At 47.5% G+C, this 17,140-nt stretch carries 16 protein-coding genes; 11 read left to right on the forward strand and 5 right to left on the reverse strand.

What is annotated here, in order from left to right; translation table 11 throughout:
• Positions 1-102: 102 nt before the first annotated feature.
• Together maiA and ACJJIM_RS06215 are read right to left on the reverse strand one after the other, a co-directional pair.
• A complete protein-coding gene (gene maiA, locus ACJJIM_RS06210) occupies positions 103-732 on the reverse strand; it encodes a maleylacetoacetate isomerase (protein WP_444912689.1) in 630 nt (209 codons plus the stop codon).
• Positions 733-808: 76 nt separating this feature from the next.
• Positions 809-1,939, reverse strand: a complete 1,131-nt coding sequence (locus ACJJIM_RS06215) for a homogentisate 1,2-dioxygenase (protein ID WP_444912690.1) — start codon at positions 1,937-1,939, stop codon at positions 809-811.
• Between the two features lie 273 nt (positions 1,940-2,212).
• Here ACJJIM_RS06215 and ACJJIM_RS06220 point away from each other — a divergent pair, with 273 nt between their 5' ends.
• The 7 genes from ACJJIM_RS06220 (at position 2,213) to ACJJIM_RS06250 (ending at position 8,522) form a co-directional block, all read left to right on the forward strand.
• The gene (locus ACJJIM_RS06220; RefSeq protein WP_282933355.1) at positions 2,213-2,713 is read left to right on the forward strand and encodes a MarR family winged helix-turn-helix transcriptional regulator; all 501 of its coding nucleotides are present in this window, start codon (positions 2,213-2,215) and stop codon (positions 2,711-2,713) included.
• 26 nt (positions 2,714-2,739) lie between these two features.
• Positions 2,740-3,930 carry an amino acid aminotransferase gene (locus ACJJIM_RS06225; RefSeq protein WP_444912691.1) on the forward strand — a complete coding sequence of 397 codons (1,191 nt, stop codon included), beginning with the start codon at positions 2,740-2,742 and terminating at the stop codon, positions 3,928-3,930.
• A gap of 69 nt (positions 3,931-3,999) precedes the next feature.
• Positions 4,000-5,391, forward strand: coding sequence for a class II 3-deoxy-7-phosphoheptulonate synthase (locus ACJJIM_RS06230; RefSeq protein ID WP_444896762.1), 1,392 nt, complete (start codon positions 4,000-4,002; stop codon positions 5,389-5,391).
• Between the two features lie 335 nt (positions 5,392-5,726).
• Positions 5,727-5,951 (forward strand): hypothetical protein, encoded by a 225-nt coding sequence (locus ACJJIM_RS06235; RefSeq protein WP_444912692.1) that lies wholly within the window; start codon positions 5,727-5,729, stop codon positions 5,949-5,951.
• Between the two features lie 215 nt (positions 5,952-6,166).
• Positions 6,167-6,574, forward strand: a complete 408-nt coding sequence (locus ACJJIM_RS06240) for a hypothetical protein (RefSeq protein ID WP_444912693.1) — start codon at positions 6,167-6,169, stop codon at positions 6,572-6,574.
• A gap of 506 nt (positions 6,575-7,080) precedes the next feature.
• Positions 7,081-7,611, forward strand: a complete 531-nt coding sequence (locus ACJJIM_RS06245) for a hypothetical protein (protein ID WP_444912694.1) — start codon at positions 7,081-7,083, stop codon at positions 7,609-7,611.
• A 95-nt stretch (positions 7,612-7,706) separates the two neighbouring features.
• Positions 7,707-8,522, forward strand: a complete 816-nt coding sequence (locus ACJJIM_RS06250) for a DUF817 domain-containing protein (protein ID WP_444912695.1) — start codon at positions 7,707-7,709, stop codon at positions 8,520-8,522.
• A 28-nt stretch (positions 8,523-8,550) separates the two neighbouring features.
• Here ACJJIM_RS06250 and ACJJIM_RS06255 read toward each other — a convergent pair whose 3' ends face one another.
• Positions 8,551-9,621 carry an alkene reductase gene (locus tag ACJJIM_RS06255; RefSeq protein WP_413665246.1) on the reverse strand — a complete coding sequence of 357 codons (1,071 nt, stop codon included), beginning with the start codon at positions 9,619-9,621 and terminating at the stop codon, positions 8,551-8,553.
• 95 nt (positions 9,622-9,716) lie between these two features.
• Here ACJJIM_RS06255 and ACJJIM_RS06260 point away from each other — a divergent pair, with 95 nt between their 5' ends.
• From ACJJIM_RS06260 to ACJJIM_RS06270, 3 genes are all read left to right on the forward strand, one after another.
• Positions 9,717-10,688 carry a LysR family transcriptional regulator gene (locus ACJJIM_RS06260; RefSeq protein ID WP_413665247.1) on the forward strand — a complete coding sequence of 324 codons (972 nt, stop codon included), beginning with the start codon at positions 9,717-9,719 and terminating at the stop codon, positions 10,686-10,688.
• A gap of 148 nt (positions 10,689-10,836) precedes the next feature.
• Positions 10,837-11,205 (forward strand): VOC family protein, encoded by a 369-nt coding sequence (locus ACJJIM_RS06265; protein ID WP_413665248.1) that lies wholly within the window; start codon positions 10,837-10,839, stop codon positions 11,203-11,205.
• Between the two features lie 11 nt (positions 11,206-11,216).
• A complete protein-coding gene (locus ACJJIM_RS06270; protein ID WP_413665249.1) occupies positions 11,217-11,603 on the forward strand; it encodes a RidA family protein in 387 nt (128 codons plus the stop codon).
• Between the two features lie 109 nt (positions 11,604-11,712).
• Here the strand turns inward: ACJJIM_RS06270 and ACJJIM_RS06275 are convergent, their stop codons facing one another.
• The gene (locus ACJJIM_RS06275) at positions 11,713-12,675 is read right to left on the reverse strand and encodes a right-handed parallel beta-helix repeat-containing protein (RefSeq protein ID WP_413665250.1); all 963 of its coding nucleotides are present in this window, start codon (positions 12,673-12,675) and stop codon (positions 11,713-11,715) included.
• A 307-nt stretch (positions 12,676-12,982) separates the two neighbouring features.
• A complete protein-coding gene (locus tag ACJJIM_RS06280; protein WP_413665251.1) occupies positions 12,983-13,933 on the reverse strand; it encodes a right-handed parallel beta-helix repeat-containing protein in 951 nt (316 codons plus the stop codon).
• Positions 13,934-14,818: 885 nt separating this feature from the next.
• Here ACJJIM_RS06280 and ACJJIM_RS06285 point away from each other — a divergent pair.
• A complete protein-coding gene (locus ACJJIM_RS06285) occupies positions 14,819-17,035 on the forward strand; it encodes a M3 family metallopeptidase (protein ID WP_413665252.1) in 2,217 nt (738 codons plus the stop codon).
• The last annotated feature ends 105 nt before the right edge of the window (positions 17,036-17,140 follow it).

The raw sequence follows: 17,140 nt of genomic DNA on the forward strand, positions 1-17,140 counted from the left end.
TTTGGATAGAGATATTAACCACAGGCAATGAAATGTGGCAAGTAGTGAAATTTTCGAGTGTACGTAGGATGCCCGATGCGACCGGGCATCCATAAAAGGGTACTACACAATACAGTCTGGTTGTTCTGAAGGGTGGGCTTTAATAAAGGCCGGCAGTTCATTGCAAGCGTCTGTGATTTTCTGGATTTTGGGGTACTGGGTCATATCCAGGCCAAAGCGTTCCGCACTGTATACTTGCGGGAGTAAGCAACACTCGAACAACCCTGGATTGTCTCCAGCGGCGAAAGGCGCGGGCCTTAATTGCTTCTCCAGTGCGGAGAAGCCCAGGTGTATCCAGTGCTGAATCCATTGAATTTTTTGCTCATCACTGACTTTGAGTTCAGCCTGGAGGTACTGCAGAACCCTGAGGTTCTGTATAGGTTGAATATCGCTGGCAATACTTTGCGCGAGCGCGCGGATATGTGCGCGGGCTTCAGGAGCCTTTGGAAGTAGCGCTGGTTCTGGATGGGTTTCATCCAGCCATTCCAAAATGGCGAGGGATTGGGTGAGACTGGTTTCGCCATCATTCAGGGTTGGCAGTAGACCGTGTGGATTCAACGTGCGGTAGTCGTCTCCGTGCTGATCTCCCTTGAGCAGGTTTACCGGGTGATACTCGTATTCCAGGCCTTTCAAGTTGAGCCCGATACGCACTCGGTAGCTGGCGGATGAGCGAAAGTATCCGTAAAGGTCCATTCTCTTTCCTTTTCTTTGTTTTGGCGTTTGGCTGTTTGATTGTCAGCCTTTTTGGTGTTGTCTGGATGCGCTGTATTCACTTTGGCTTCCAGGAGTTTACATAATCTGTTAGCTCCACGGCATGGGCATCCGGGAGAATATCCCAGGGGGTGCGGCTGTCGATCATTACAGCAACTTCATCGGTTTCCTTGCGCGCATGCCGGGCCCCGGTAGCAAATGCCTTGGGGTGGGGGCCGTGGGTAAATCCCATGGGGTGGAGGGTAAGCATCCCCGGATGAATATTGTCGCGGCTAAAGAAGTCACCACGGTGATAGAAGATGAGTTCATCAAAGTCATCATTGTTGTGAAAGAAGGGGACTTTGAGTGCGCCAGGGTCACTCTCAATCGGGCGAGGTACAAAAGTCGCTACAACAAAACCTTGTGCGACAAAGGTGGTATGAGCCGAAGGGGGTAGGTGGTAGCGGTGGCTCATCAGCGGGCGTATATCGCGCCAGTTGATGCGAACGGCCAGGTTGTCCCCAGTCCAACCACAGGCGTCCAGTGGGTTGAAGGGGTAGGTAATGGTCGACAGTTGTTGCCGGGCCTTAACCACAACCCGCCACTTATCATCGCCCTGTTGATCGAGGAAGGCTTTATCTATACGAGGCACATCCAGCATCGCTTGGTCAAAAATCGCATTGGGGCCAAGGATGCCTTTTTCGGGGAGCTGAAAATGGCTACCTATCGCCTCTACCATCAATAGTTCCAGCGGCTCATCCTCTGTCGGCGTCAGGCGCCATAAGGTGCCGCGGGGCAGCAGGATATAGTCGCCATCGCGAATAGAGAGGTGGCCAAAATCGCAGAACAAGTCGCCGCTCCCATTGTGTATAAACAGGAGTTGGTCGCCGTCAGCGTTGCGCACCAGATGATTCATAGGCTCCCGGCAGGTCCAGAGGGCGACCTGACTATCCTGGTTTCGCAGGATCGGCTTTTGATCCCAGGGGCTTGTTCCTTTGTGCTTCATTTGCGTGGCATCAAAAGCGTGGGGACGCAGTGGACCTTCGAACTGGCTCCAGCCGGTGGGGGGATGACGATGGTAGAAGTGGGTGCAGGGCCCAAAAAAACCCTCTTTGCCCATTTCCCTTTCAAAGCTGCTGGGTGGGAAATCTGCATGGGCTTGGCGGCTTGTATTTCCTTCCGTTCGCGGAAAGCTGATCCACTGTTTCATAGCGTGGCCTCGCTTCTGTGCGGATGGTTCGAAGGTGTGGCGAAAAATTGAGCATCTCAGCGCCACTTACACGCAAATTTCTTGCGCCATAGACCCAATTAGTTCGCAAATATGGCGCAAAAAAACCTATACTGTCCGGCCATTTTTTCGTATGGCCCGGTAACTTTTCCAGAAAGTATTTGTGCCGATAGTGGTTACAATTGAAACCAATGTTAGTTAAATTGAGTAACAGGTACAACCGGGACACCCGAGCAGGCAGGTTTGAGGGCAGCTATGACAATCGAACAAAACACGCGACCCACCGTTGTTGAGAACGACGAGCTGCGCCTCGAAAAGTTCTTACCCTACCGCCTCTCGGTACTTTCCAACCGAGTGAGTAATGCTATTGCGCAAGCTTATGGTGCGCGCTTCCACCTCACCATTCCCGCTTGGCGGGTGATGGCAATTCTGGGCCGTTTTCCCGATTTATCTGCCGCCGAGCTGGTTGAGCAGACGGCGATGGACAAGGTGGCAATCAGTCGGGCCGTCTCTTCCCTGTTAAAGAATGACTACATTACACGCAGTGAAGATCCTGGTGACCGGCGCCGGCAAGTGCTGAACCTGTCGGAGCTGGGGCGTGATATTTATGCTCGCATAGTGCCGCTGGCCCATCAGTACGAGAATGACTTGATGGCATCCCTATCCACTGAGGAGCGGGAACAACTGGATAGCATTATTGATAAGTTAATGGTGCGCGCGAAGGAATGGTCTGAGCGCGGCCTCGTTGATGAATAAATGAGATAACTAAGAGGAGTTTTCAGATGTTTGAGCATTTAAACAGCCTTCCGCCAGATCCGATTTTGGGCCTTTTGGCCAGCTACCGCGCGGATGAAAACCCCAGCAAAATTGATCTCGGTGTGGGCGTCTACAAAGATGAGGCAGGCCATACCGCTGTCTTGCAAGCCGTCAAGGAAGCCGAAACCCGCTTATTGCAGGGTGAGGAAACCAAGGCCTATATCGGCCCGGCCGGAACTCCAGGTTTCAACACAGTCATGCAGGAGCTGGTACTGGGTGCCGGGCACCCCGCGTTGGTGGGCGGTCGCGTTCGCTCAGCTCAAACTCCCGGTGGATGTGGTGCTTTAAGAGTTCTGGCGGAATTGATTAATCGCGCCAAAGCTGGGGCAACCGTGTGGGTGAGTGACCCCACTTGGGCTAACCATGTGCCGCTTCTGGGTAATGCGGGCTTGCAAATTAAGAGCTACCCATACTACGACCGCGCTACCAGCAGTTTGCAGTTCGACAAAATGGTCGAGACTCTGAAGGATGTGGGTGAGGGCGATGTTGTTCTTTTCCACGCCTGCTGTCATAACCCCTGTGGTGCGGATCTGTCCCGCGAGCAGTGGAAAGTGTTGGCGGAAATGGCGCAAAAGCAGGGCTTCACGCCGTTTATCGATATGGCCTATCAGGGCTTTGGCGAGAGCCTGGAAAATGATGCCTACGGCCTGCGCTTGATGGCTGAATCTGTTCCAGAAATGCTGGTCGCGGCTTCCTGCTCGAAAAATTTTGGCCTCTATCGCGAACGTGTCGGCCTGGCTATGGTGATTTATGCGAATGGTGAAGCCGCCGATAAAGGCCATAGCCAGTTGCTGAGCGCTATTCGTGGCAACTATTCCATGCCACCTTCCCACGGTGCTGCCATTGTAGAATCTATTCTTACTGATGCGGGACTGAAAGCGAACTGGGAAGCTGAGCTGACCGAGATGCGCGAGCGCATTAACGGTTTGCGTGCTGGATTGGTAGAAGGGCTCGCCGCAGCGGGTGCTGCCGGTGAGTTTGGCTTTATCCGCCAGCAGAAAGGGATGTTCTCATTCCTGGGTATCAATCCCGAACAGGTACAACAGCTGCAAAAGGACTATTCCATTTATATGGTGGACTCGAGTCGCATCAGTATTGCCGGCCTGAGTTCCAATAATATGGAATACTTCTGTAAGGCTGTTGCCAGCGTGCTGTAAATTCGGCACATTTGGGGGTGAGCAATATGCTCACCCTTAAGATTTATCCTTTAGAAGTAAGAGTGAAAGATGGAAGTTGAGCTAGGAGTCCCAGTGCCCGAATCCCCCACCCAAATTTGGACCCCCCAGAGCTGGCGAAACTTCACCGCACATCAACAGCCCCAATACACGTCTGCCGAAGATGTTGCCCAGGTGGCTAAACAGCTCTCTGGTCATCCGCCCCTGGTTTTTGCGGCAGAGGCTCGCGAGCTGCGCCGTCAGCTGGCTCAGGTTGCCGAGGGGAAAGCCTTCCTTTTGCAGGGCGGTGATTGTGCTGAATCTTTTGCCGATTTTAATGCAAACCGCATTCGCGATACTTTCAAGGTATTGTTGCAGATGGCTGTCGTACTCACCTTTGCCGGTAACCTGCCGGTGGTGAAAGTTGCGAGAATGGCCGGCCAATATGCCAAACCCCGTTCAGCAAATACCGAGACAGTGAACGGAGTAGAACTACCCAGCTACCGTGGCGATATTATCAACGGCATTGATTTTACCGCTGAAGCGCGCATACCTGATCCACAGCGGATGGTAACTGCTTATAATCAATCGGCTGCCACCCTGAACCTACTGCGAGCTTTCGCCCAGGGGGGATTGGCCGATCTGCATCAGGTGCACAAATGGAATCTCAGCTTCCTGAAGAATAATCCTCAGCGGGAAAAATATGCCCAGCTGGCGGAACGCCTTCAGGAAGCTTTAGAGTTTATGGCGGTATGTGGTGTTACCTCAGAGAACTCTCCCGCAATTCGTGAGACTTCACTCTACACCTCTCATGAAGCGCTATTGCTTGAATACGAGCAGGCACTGACACGAACCGATAGCCTTACTGGAAAATGGTATGACTGCTCCGCACATATGCTGTGGATTGGTGAACGCACTCGGCAACTGGATGGCGCCCATGTGGAGTTTCTCTCCGGTGTTTGCAACCCGATTGGGGTGAAAGTTGGTCCAAAGATGCAGCCGGATGAGCTGCTGCGTTTGATCGATAAGCTCAACCCCGAGAACGATGCAGGTCGCCTTACACTGATTACCCGTATGGGCGCCGATACTTTGGGAGAAAAATTGCCTGCATTGGTGCGCGCCATTCAAGCGGAGGGGCGCTCGGTGGTATGGAGCACTGATCCCATGCATGGCAATACCGTTAAAGCGGGTAACGGCTATAAAACTCGCGATTTTGAAAAAATCCTGCGGGAAATTCGCGACTTTTTCTCGGTACACTGGGCCGAGGGAAGCCATCCCGGCGGTATCCATCTGGAAATGACCGGGCAGCATGTCACTGAGTGCACCGGTGGAGCTTGGAAAATTTCTGAAGCAGACCTCGCCAGTTGCTACCGCACCCAATGCGATCCGCGACTAAATGCCGATCAGGTGTTAGAACTGGCGTTTTGTGTTTCTGAATGGTTGCGCGCTGGTCGAATCGCTTAATTGGCTGTTCTCTTTAATTAAGAAATTCTGAATGTAAAACCTCTTATCTTGAGCCTTTGGCTCGAATGAGAGGTTTTCATTTCTCTCGACTGAAACTCCGTCTAAATCAGTATTCTATATTTGTCAGACTGTATGTGAGGAGCTGCTCCTATTACAGTTAAGTCATTCAAGCTGAACATTCTCCAGGTTTTACTTCAACTGAAAGTATTTAAGTATCAATTAAAGCCACCTCATTTATTAGATTAGGGGATGGATATCCCTTAAACGACATTGTTGATAATATTTGATAGTTTATTCTGTCAATTTTTGTAAAAGTAAAATTGTAGGGTGGGGTAATGGTGCGAACTATCGAGTTTTTGTTGGGGTTATGTCTTGTTGGCCTTGGTATTTACCGGGGAATTACAGTAGAAATCGATGTTTACGCGATAATGCTAGTCGTATTTGGTATAGGTTTGATGGCACGATGGTTCGGTTCCTCCAGTAGCGATGAGGATGATGGTTGGTACGATAGTAATTCTGGCAGTAGTTCGAGTGGCAGTTCTTGCAGTAGCGATGATTAGTTTCTGTTTGACAAGCTATTCTTGGAGGCTGCTATATTAGCTGGTTGTGCGTGCGCTGACTCGCATTTATCGGGATGAGCTATTGCGCTGTTAATACCCGCCAATTAGAATTCATGGCCTGTGCAGGGGCCTTGAATAATCTGATGAGAGGCTGTCTCCCTCCTTTATTTGGGTGACTTTACCTTGCTGTATTTATTCTATTTATAAAGTGAAAGTTGGGGGAAGTTATGACCAATCCGTATGTGGCACCAACCTCGGATGTGAGTACTGATGCTGTTAATAATTCTGGACAGAAAAGCGACGTCATTCCAGAGGGAGTTAAAGGTTGGAGTTGGGGTGCTTTTCTCTTAAATTGGATATGGGCTATATTTAACAAAAGCTATATCGGTTTGCTGGCTTTTATACCTTATATTGGGTTAATTGTTGCTATTTACCTGGGAATTAAGGGGCGCGAACTCGCCTGGAAAAATAAGCAATGGGAAAGCCTTGAGCATTTTAATTCTGTCCAGAAAAAGTGGTCTGTTTGGGGTGTTTGTTTGTTGATAATTCCTATTTTGGGTATTCTTGCTGCAGTCGCATTACCTGCATATATGGACTACCAGAGTGCGGTAGGGGCTCAGTAGATCGAGTTCTTTATTGACAAAGGGTTTGGCTTCCCGCCATTCCCTTTCTGGTGAATTCCCTGACTTTTCTCCTCACTATAACTAGTATGACTATATTTTCAATATAATTGAGTCATATTCAAATTCCGAGAAGGGCGCTACAAGCTTGTTGAAGAGTGTGGTGTTTAAGTTTTGATCGATTATGCCAGGATAGGTTTAGAAATAAGGTGTAATCGATTTCGGTCTTTAAATCTGTATCATGTACCATTTTGCGCTGGCTTGAAGCTTAAGTGACTTGTCAGCAGTGCTAGCTAATCAGCCTGACGCTGGTTGTATAGGGATAGAGCAAAATGACAGATATGGTAAAGGGACATTACTCAGTCAGTCGCAGGAAGTTTTTTGCTGCAAAAATATTCGGCGTATTGTCGGCAGTAGTAGCAGTGTTATGGGCACTTACCCAGTATCTATTTCCTGAGCCCATGATTTACCTATACGGCATATGGCGCCCTGAGTATTTTGTAGCCTTTATGGCTATTGTGATTGTGTGCACTTCTCTATCTCTTTGTATTTGGAGCTACTTAAAAAATCGCTACCTATTTGGTGTGGTTGTGGTTTTGGCTTATTCGATCTCTTGTTTTTCATTTTTTATTCTGGGGAAGGAGTATCATAGTCCGGATTTTGTTGCGGGTCTTCCAAAAACGACTTCTGAAGGTGGTGCTGTTTACCTGCAAGGGGTCGAGATTCATCACAATAATTGTGTAAGGCAGGGCGGTACAGTGCAGTGCCGTATGACCGTGACTAATCGGAGAAGTCGGCAAAAAGTAAGGCTTTCCTCCTGGCGCCTGATTATGAAAGATGGCGCTGTCTTCAAGGAGTATGAGGCATTTAGGGGTGGGCAGGAAGTGAGGGGAATGGTATATCTGGAGCTTCCCCGCGGTTCTGAGGCCGAGCTGGAAATCGTGTTTTTTGAAGTCCCTGAGAACTATACTGAAATCTTGAATCTCGGCTTTAAGGCCGGGAGTAAAGAGTTTGGATTTAAAAACATAAATGTCAGATAGTTTTTTCTAAAGATAGAAAGGTATTGGAATCGATAGGCTTGAAGCCACAGAAATTTTCCACTTAGGTGTTGTTTGCAGTGTTATCAAGTGTGGATTTGAAACGATATATTCGTGAGTTCTGGTTGTTTGGCTTGAGGCAGGCTTATGCCTGTATTTTCGGTGGCTTCTTGCTGGGAATTATGATTGTCACCAACTATTGGTATCCACTGGAATCGATTCACCGGTATGACTTTATTTTTCTGGCTGCCATAGCCTTTCAAGTCTTTCTTCTAGCGACAAAACTGGAAACATTCAGGGAGTCAATAGTTATTGTCGTATTTCATGTCGTTGCGACCGTCATGGAGATATTTAAGACATCTGACGCTATTGGCTCATGGAGTTACCCGGAAGAGTATTTCTTTGGGATTGCTAATGTGCCACTGTTTACAGGATTCATGTATAGCGCAGTGGGCAGTTATATTGCTCGAGTGTGGCGAATTTTTGAATTTGAATACTCTCACTATCCATCGAAATTGCTGACAGTTGTTCTGGTTGTGCTTATCTATGCCAACTTCTTTACACATCACTATATCTGGGATTTCCGCTGGGCATTACTAGCGGGAACAGTGTTAATGTTTTATCGAACCAATATTTACTTTAAGGTCGTTGAAAAGCATCGCTCTATGCCGCTTCTTTTGGGGTGGTTGCTGGTAGCACTGTTTATTTGGTTTGCTGAAAACATTGCTACTTTTGCAAATATATGGATTTACCCTAATCAATCCCATGAATGGCAAATGGTATCTCTGGCGAAGCTCAGTTCATGGTATCTACTGATGCTGCTGAGTTTTGTACTGGTCTCACTGATTAATAACGTGAAGATCCGCTCCGAGACTGCTGGTGCTCCGAGTACGGAAAGCAGGTCGCCCGCTTAAGGCGACCTAGCTGCTTACTCCTTAAAGGTTAGGGCATTGTGGGGTAATCGGTATATCCGTTTGCGCCACCGGTATAGAAGGTGTTTGGGTCTGCTTCATTTAAGCTCGCATCGGCTTTAAAACGCTTTAGCAGGTCCGGGTTCGCCAGGAATGGAACGCCGAAGGCAACCGCATCTACTTGCTGCTGCCCAATGGCTGTATTGGCCTCATCTCGCCCGTACCCCATATTGCCAATCAGATTGCCCTGATACAGTTCCCTTGCTGGAGTCAATACATCTCCGAGTTGCTCGCCGAGGAAGTCGGCTCGCATCAAGTGCCAGTAGGCCAAATTATATTCATTCAATTTTGATGCAAACCAGCGAGTGTGTCCCTCAGGATCGCTATCGCGCATGCTGTTGAATCCGTTTAGGGGAGAAGTTCGCAATCCAACTTTGCCGGAGCCCCAAACTTCGATAACGGCTTCCAGAACTTCAAACAGCAAGCGTGCACGATTCTCTAAAGACCCACCGTACTCGTCTGTTCTAAGGTTTGAGCCATCCCGCAAAAAACTGTCCAAGAGATAGCCGTTTGCACCATGAACCTCAACTCCATCGAAGCCAGCATCTCTAGCATTGATTGCTCCCTGTTTAAAAGCCGCGATAATTCCTGGGATCTCCACAGTTTCAAGGGGTCTTGGGGTGGTGTAAGGTTTTTTTCCGTCCGGTGTGTGAACCGTATCGTCAATGGCGATTGGGCTGGCTGCAACCGGCGTTGTGCCATTATTCAGATCGGGGTGACTGGCTCGCCCACCGTGCCAAAGTTGCAGGAATATCTTGCCGCCTCTCTCGTGAACGGCGTCAGTCACTTGTCTCCAGCCTTCGATCTGTTCCTGGGAGTAGATACCTGGCTCAGAAATAAAGGCTGAAGTTCCCTCTGCCACCATAGTTGCCTCGGCAATAATCAGGCCGGCGCCAGCCCTCTGTGCATAGTACTCAGCCATTAAAGGGGTAGGTACGTGGTTTTCAGCTCTTGCGCGGGTCAAGGGGGCCATCACCGCACGGTTGGCAAGCTTCACATCACCTAATTGAATACCTGTAAACAGATCCTGTGTCGCAGTCATCTTGTGTGCCTCAATGTTGTCACGAAAAGCAGTTGTCTATCGATGGCGCACAGACTAAGCTCACAGCTTATTGGAAACAATAAGGTGTTTGGAAATTGATTGTTCGCGATTTGGAAACTATAGACTTTCGAACTTTATCAATCTTTGTGACCACTTGCAGACTGCTGAGTCTCACCCAGTGTGCCGAGGAGCTGGGACTGCCCAAATCTACAGTGAGCAAAGCCATTTCGAAGCTGGAAGAGCAACTGCAAGCCAAGCTGCTGGAGCGCTCTACACGGAAAATTGAGATTACTGATGCGGGCCGGGTTACCCTTCGCCGGGCCTCTTTACTGGTGGAGGAGTTTAAATCCTTGCGCGAGGATGTGCGGGAGATAGAGCAGCAAGTACAGGGGTTGCTGCGTGTATCGGCCCCCCCGGCCATGGGGAGCTACCTGGCCCAGTATATTTTCCCTCCATTTCTCCAGCAGTGGCCGAAAGCCCAAATCTCGCTGGAGCTATCCAACACTTTTGATGACCTGTTTATTCAGGGTATAGACCTGGCAATTCGTGTCGGGCAGATCGCCGATGACCGTTTGGTGGCGAAAGAAATCGGGTATACGACTCAGGTTCTGGTAGCCAGTCCGGACTATTTAAGGGAGTACGGAATACCTGAGTCACCCCAGGAGCTCAGGCAGCACAATTGTATTACAGCCGGGACTGCCCCTGAGTCTGCTTTTTGGACTCTAGTATCCGAAAACAAAACGGAATCTATCGAAGTGCGAAGTAACTTCCATTGTGGCAATCCAGAAACGGCAAAAAGGGCTGCTGCTGGCGGGGTGGGAATAGCTCAAATTCCGGTTAACAGCATGATCTGTGAGTTGGAGAAGCAGGAGTTAATACGAATATTTCCCGAATGGCACGCGATATTTATGCCAATTTATGTAGTCTATCGGCCCGGAGTCAATAAGCCCAAGAGAGTCTCGGCACTGTTGGAGTATTTAAATGAAATTAAAGGCCGATTTGAGTTCGGTCCTGATCACCAGCTATGCCAATATGAGACCTGCCCGTTGACTACTGGGAATTTGTAGAATTTAGGTAGGGGCAATTATCTGGAGGTGCCGTTCTCACTAAATAGAGACCTGATCACGGATTGAAACCTTTGAAATACAGTAGTTGCTTTAGCGGTTAGACCATAAAATCTTAGGTTTTACTATTCCCAATAGGGTGCTTTACGACATGATTTCTCATATAACATTAGGTACAAATAACTTGCCTAGGGCGGGGCTGTTTTATTGCAAGATTTTAGCCCCTATTGCTGCGGAGGAAGTTTATCGCTCTGATACAGTTATTTTCTGGCAGTTTAAAGGCTCCTCCACAAAACTTGCTGTTACTGCTCCCTATGATGAAAAGCCGGCGAGTATTGGTAACGGTACAATGTTAGCCCTTAACGTTGGCAGTATTGATAAAGTCGATAAGATTTTTTCTATAGCGCTTGGACTTGGAGGGACATCTGAAGGTGATCCAGGCTATAGGAATTCGGAATCTTTTTATGGGGCCTATTTTAGGGATTTGGATGGAAATAAAATAGCCGTATTTACTCGTTAGAAGGAGTTAAAGTGAGAAAATTGGTAAGTTCCGGTTCATACCTTGAGAATCCCATAGGGTTTTCAAGAGCCTGTAGGATCGGGGGGCAAATCGCTATATCGGGGACCGCTCCTATATCAGAGGGCAAAACTGCCTTTATCGGTGATGTTTATGGCCAGACCAAACTCTGCTTGGATATTGCTGTCGCTGCTCTGAAGGAGGCTGGTGGACATCTGCCTGACGTTATTAGAACCCGGATTATGTTAGTTGATATAAAGCGCTGGGAAGATGCGGCCAGGGCACATGGGGAACTGTTTTCAGATATTCGCCCTGCCTGTACTTTTGTGGAGGTTAAGGGGTTTATTGACTCTAATTGGTTAGTGGAGATTGAGATGGATGCCGTTGTCTCTGAAAGTTAATTTGAAAAGGGGGTAATGCCGACCTGAAATAGTAGCATTGGCAGTAAAGGGGGGCGGGGTTATTGCCTTAGTTTAAAGGCTAATAACCCCGGCAGACGTAACTTAGGGTTTATTCAAGGCAGCTTGGCTCCGCGGATGTGAAGGTGTTGCCTGACCAAAGGTTATTGTTAACGCTACAATCCTCACTCTCAAAAAGATCTTCAAGGTCGAATAAGCCGTTTCCTGTGGCAGTGTTAAAGACAATGTTATTGCCAATGGCGTTAACACCGATAACTAATATACCGTAAGCTCCATTGTCACTACTGGTATTTTGACTGATGCCATTGTTGGATGCGGAAAATTCTAATGAAATTCCAGAAGATCCATTTTCTACTATTGTGTTATTCGAAACGGTGCATGAGCTTCCTTCAATTTCAATACCTGTATTGTCATTGTCTTGTACAATGTTCGAAACAAAGATTGAAAAATCCCCATCTAATTCGACTCCATCACCGTCGGACCCAGTAATAGTATTGCCGATTATTGTATTGGAAGTGCCGTCAACTTCCATACCCTCGTCACCGGATAACTCAATAATGTTTTGGGAAATAAAATTAAGGTTACCATTGATATCGATTCCATCATCTGAGTCATTCCCGTCACCAAGTGTATAATTGCCTGTGACGATATTGCTATCACTGCTTACAACAATGGCATCATCTAGTGGAAGTAATATATTGATGCCGTATACGGTATGAAGCCCACCTTCTGATAGTACTACTGCGTCGTTACAGCCATTAATTGTGCCTGTGGATAGTTCACCGGATGAGCCTGTAAGGACTATCCCGTTTGACTGATCCAGTCCGGAACAGGTAAGTGAGAATCCTGCCATATATAGGCTGCCACTTGGTCCTTGAATAGTGAGAGCTGCGCTATTTGGGTCACTGATTGAACAGGTTAGATCTTCTGTTAGTGTTGCGGGCTCTGTAATGATATCGCCGCATTCTACAGCGTTTATGCTTGGTGATAGGGAAGCACCTAGAGAAAGTAGTGCCGCGGATAGAATTTGAAGGTAATGGTTGGGGTACAACATGTCTAACTCCTTTTAACAGATTTAATAAGTGTAGATATCTTTTTATTGAGAATATTTAGCGGAGTAATTTAAGGTGTCTGTATCTTTTAATCTGTCGGATATGGTCTCTTATTGTTGAGACGGATTTAAGTGTCTGCTAATGTCGACAGTAAAACTATTTATTAATGGTTGTGGGTGCGCAACATTTTAATTGAATAGCGATTCTCTTTTTGGGAAAGAGAATCGCCTTAAGGTTTAAAGTGGGTTGACAAGGAGGTTGGCTATTTATAAGTTCTTGAATTGCTTGCTTGTAAATTCCCTCAAGTATTTAATCTAAACAAGAGGGATCAGATGTGGTAAATGTATTGTTTTGCCAGGTATTACTGCCTGTGCAATCAAAGTCAACTGCATCAAATAAGTCGTAGGTTTGGCCCTCAGAGAAATTACCAGAAATCGTATTGTTGGTAGGTTCATCGTCCGAAATAAATATTCCATAAGTGCCATTATCAACAACGTTGTTATTGACAATACTATTGCTATCGCCTTGATCTAGGTCGATTCCCCCTTCCTCGTTATCAGTAACATTATTTAGAGAGATAGTGCCGTTGTCACTATCAATTTCAATACCGCTGCTACCATTGAAGGCGGATATGTTGTTGGTGATATTTGCAAAAATACCGTCAATTTCAATGCCATCGTTTCCTGAAAAATAGACCTCGTTAAAGGTAACCGTATTGTAGTCTCCTGCAACTTCAATACCTTCGTCACCAGCATTTTCAACTAGATTGTTGTTGACTAGATTGTTATTACCCTGGATATCGATACCTTCATCGGAATCCCACCCATCTCCAGTGATTGTCATGTTGCTGACCACATTGAAATCGCTTTCGACATATACAGCATCATCACCAAAATCAGTGATAGTGACACCTGTAACAAAATGGTTACCATCCCCTCCAACAGTCACAGCATCGCCGCAACCGATTACGCTACCCCCGCTAAGCCGGGCGCCACTTTCCAGTAAAATAATACCTGTGCCAAATTCATTGGTGGAACAGGTCAAACTGTAATCTCCCATTGAAAGGCTGCCAGATGGTCCCTCAATTGCTATTGCGACAGAAAATTCATCAGCAATAGTGCAGACTAAATCACTGTCGAGGGTGGTCGGAGAGGTTATTACGTCACCACAGCTAACCGCCTGAGCTTGTGAGCCTGAGGCAATACCCATTGATAAGACGGCTATAGCTGCGCTAAGTGGTAAAATGGATTTCTTTTGCATGAGTCTATCCCTAACTTTTAATCAGTTGAGCGAATGTATAAATAAAATAAAAAGCCAGATTTCCGGATTTGTTATTTGTGCCTGAAAAAGAGCACCTGCTTTTCGTTTAAATATTGCCCGATCTGTCTTGATTAGATAAATATTGTTTTGAAGTTTTAATAGTATTTTTTAATGGAAATAATTATAAAAAATTGCATAAGGTGGTTGGCTTTATTTCCGAATTTCATTGATATATGTGGTAAATATTCTGATAATTTTACGGATTGTCGCTAATTGCATTTTCTTATGGGGAAATATTTCCAGTAATCGTGACTTTTATGTTGAAGAGGATTTTGTGAGTAGAAGAAAAGTTTCCACCTAATTATGAATGGGAATAGGTTTTTCTAAATATATTTAAATGTGTTTGTTTGTGTTGAGTTTAGGTGCGGCTTTATAGGTCGTTTACTGTTGTAAGTGAAATTTTGATTGCTGCTCCAAAACTCCTCTGATTTAAAGGCTCAGTTTTAGCTGCAAGACAGCGCACTTTTATTTTCAAAAGGTAAGCAAAGGTGTGGAGTTGTATTCGCTGGCTGCTGAAGGCTTTATTTATGTTGAGTTTTAAGTGAGATTCCAGCGGTGACGGAAATAAGCTGATTTTGACCGGGTAGGGGGTTCGGGTCGAATTTACTGGTTTGGTTACTTCAGAAGGGATCGTTGAGTAGGAGAGGTGTGGGTAGCTGGGACGCCTAGACTATATGGTCAAAGCTGAAGGAAGTCGTCGTGTATTTCCTTCACTCTGTCGCAGCCTTGGCTGAGAATGGCGGTAGTATTGGCGGGCATAGGCCAACTGGGGTTAAACTCCCGCTCTTAAAACTATTACAAAGCTCTATCCTAGAGGAGATACCGATGCGTCAAACAATGATCGCACTATCCGTGGCCGCAGCTCTTGCGGTAGTGGGCGGTTGTGGTGAAAAGACACAACAGGCTGAGGTGGTCAAAGATACCGTGAATGCCGAGAAGTCCATGACTGTTAGTCCGGAGCACGCCAGCAACATGCTATTGGCGGAGTGGACAGGTCCTTTTGGTGGTGTTCCTGCGTTTGACAAGATGAATCTTGAAGATCTCAAGCCCGCAATTGAGAAGGGTATTGAGATGAATCTGGCGGAGCTGGACGCCATCGCCGCCGATCCTGCCAAGCCTACTTTCGCCAATACTTTTGTTCCGATGGAGCGCAGTGGTGCAGAGTTGGGTCGTGCATCTTCTTATTATGGAATCTGGGCCGGCAATATGTCCTCCCCGGAATTCCGTAAGGTCCAGCGTGAACTGGCACCTCTGTGGGCTGACTACGAGTCCAAAATTTACCAGAACAAGGCCCTCTTTAAGCGCATCAAGTCTATCTATGATCAGCGTGAGTCGATGGATCTGGACGCTGAGCAGAAGCGCGTAGTCGAGTTGGTATATACCCAGTTCGCAACCAATGGCGCCACCCTGGAAGGGGAAAAGAAAGAGCGCTATGCAGAAATCAACAAGCGCTTGGCGGAGCTCTATACAAAGTTCTCCAACAATGTACTGGCTGATGAGGAAGGTTACGATATCTTCCTGACAAAAGATCAGCTGGGCGGCCTACCGGATTCCTTTGTCGCCGCAGCGGCAGCAATGGCGGAAGAGAAGGGCGAAAAAGGTAAGTACGCGATTACCAATACCCGCTCCTCCATGGATCCCTTCCTGACTTACTCTGACAATCGCGAGTTGCGTAAGCAGATTTGGACCAATTACTACAGTCGTGGTGATAATGGTGATGAGCGCGATAACAACGCCATTATCGCTGAAATCCTGAAGCTGCGCGATGAGCGTGTCGGCCTACAAGGCTTTGACAACTACGCTCAGTGGCGCTTGCGTGATCGTATGGCCAAATCACCTGAGCGTGCCATGGAGTTGATGGAAGCGGTATGGCCGGCTGCAGTTGGTCGCGTGAAAGAAGAAGTGGCTGATATGCAGGCTGTGGCTGATGCTGAAAAAGCCAATATCACTATTGAGCCCTGGGACTACCGCTACTACGCAGAAAAAGTTCGCAAGGCCAAGTACGACCTGAACTCCGATGAAGTTAAACAGTACTTGCAGCTGGATAACCTGCGTGAAGCCATGTTCTATGTGGCTGGAGAGCTGTTCAATTTTGAGTTCACTCCAGTGAAGGAAGGCTCAGTACCGGTATTCCATGAAGATGTTAAGGTCTGGGAAGTTACCGATAAGACGAGCGGCGACCATATCGGCCTCTGGTACCTGGACCCATTTGCTCGCGCGGGTAAGCGTTCTGGAGCCTGGGCAACCATGTACCGCGACCACTCCACTTTCGATGGTAAGAAGAACGTTCTCTCTTCCAACAACTCCAACTTTATCAAGGGCGCTCCCGGTGAGCCTGTACTGGTAAGCTGGGATGATGCAGAGACTTTCTTCCACGAGTTTGGCCATGCGCTGCACTTCCTTGCGTCCAACGTTACTTATCCGACCTTAAATGGCGGTGTGCGTGACTACACTGAGTTTCAGTCTCAGCTGCTAGAGCGCTGGTTGTCTACCGATGCGGTAATCGATAACTATCTGGTGCACTACAAAACTGGTGAGCCGATCCCTGCGGATCTGGTGAAAAAGATCAAGAAAGCAGCCAAGTTCAACTCAGGCTTTAGCACTACTGAGTACCTGGCATCTGCACTGGTGGATATGAAGTTCCACACTGCTGATCCTGAAGGTATCGATCCAGACAAGTTTGAACGTGAAACTTTGAAGAAGTTGGGTATGCCGGATGAACTGGTGATGCGTCACCGCTCTCCTCATTTTGGTCATATCTTCTCCGGTGAAGGCTATGCGGCCAGCTACTACGGCTACATGTGGGCCGACGTACTGACCTCCGATGCCTCTGAGGCTTTCGCTGAGTCCAAAGGTGGCTTCTACGATAAGGAAGTAGCTGCGAGACTGGTGAAATACTTGTTCGCTCCTCGCAATGCGTTGGACCCGGCAGACGCTTACCGCTCTTTCCGTGGTCGCGATGCCAATATCGAAGCATTAATGCGCGATCGTGGCTTCCCGATCCCTGAAAAGAAAGCGAGCACGGTAGCTGTTAAGGACTAATTAGCAATAGTCCCCGTGACAAAAAAGCCGCATCCTTCGATGCGGCTTTTTTTATTGGTTTAACTTGGTCTGTGAGTATTTCAGCTGGTTTCTGATCTCACCCTC

The organism is Microbulbifer maximicatervae (SeqCode), from assembly GCF_052467615.1.

What these genes read in the sequence shown, in the direction of transcription:
- maiA (WP_444912689.1), bottom strand. Translation starts at nt 732, where the DNA reads ATGGACCTTTACGGATACTTTCGCTCATCCGCCAGCTACCGAGTGCGT.
- ACJJIM_RS06230 (WP_444896762.1), top strand. Translation starts at nt 4,000, where the DNA reads ATGGAAGTTGAGCTAGGAGTCCCAGTGCCCGAATCCCCCACCCAAATT.
- ACJJIM_RS06245 (WP_444912694.1), top strand. Translation starts at nt 7,081, where the DNA reads ATGGCTATTGTGATTGTGTGCACTTCTCTATCTCTTTGTATTTGGAGC.
- ACJJIM_RS06235 (WP_444912692.1), top strand. Translation starts at nt 5,727, where the DNA reads ATGGTGCGAACTATCGAGTTTTTGTTGGGGTTATGTCTTGTTGGCCTT.
- ACJJIM_RS06220 (WP_282933355.1), top strand. Translation starts at nt 2,213, where the DNA reads ATGACAATCGAACAAAACACGCGACCCACCGTTGTTGAGAACGACGAG.
- ACJJIM_RS06215 (WP_444912690.1), bottom strand. Translation starts at nt 1,939, where the DNA reads ATGAAACAGTGGATCAGCTTTCCGCGAACGGAAGGAAATACAAGCCGC.
- ACJJIM_RS06280 (WP_413665251.1), bottom strand. Translation starts at nt 13,933, where the DNA reads ATGCAAAAGAAATCCATTTTACCACTTAGCGCAGCTATAGCCGTCTTA.
- ACJJIM_RS06225 (WP_444912691.1), top strand. Translation starts at nt 2,740, where the DNA reads ATGTTTGAGCATTTAAACAGCCTTCCGCCAGATCCGATTTTGGGCCTT.
- ACJJIM_RS06285 (WP_413665252.1), top strand. Translation starts at nt 14,819, where the DNA reads ATGCGTCAAACAATGATCGCACTATCCGTGGCCGCAGCTCTTGCGGTA.
- ACJJIM_RS06265 (WP_413665248.1), top strand. Translation starts at nt 10,837, where the DNA reads ATGATTTCTCATATAACATTAGGTACAAATAACTTGCCTAGGGCGGGG.
- ACJJIM_RS06275 (WP_413665250.1), bottom strand. Translation starts at nt 12,675, where the DNA reads ATGTTGTACCCCAACCATTACCTTCAAATTCTATCCGCGGCACTACTT.
- ACJJIM_RS06255 (WP_413665246.1), bottom strand. Translation starts at nt 9,621, where the DNA reads ATGACTGCGACACAGGATCTGTTTACAGGTATTCAATTAGGTGATGTG.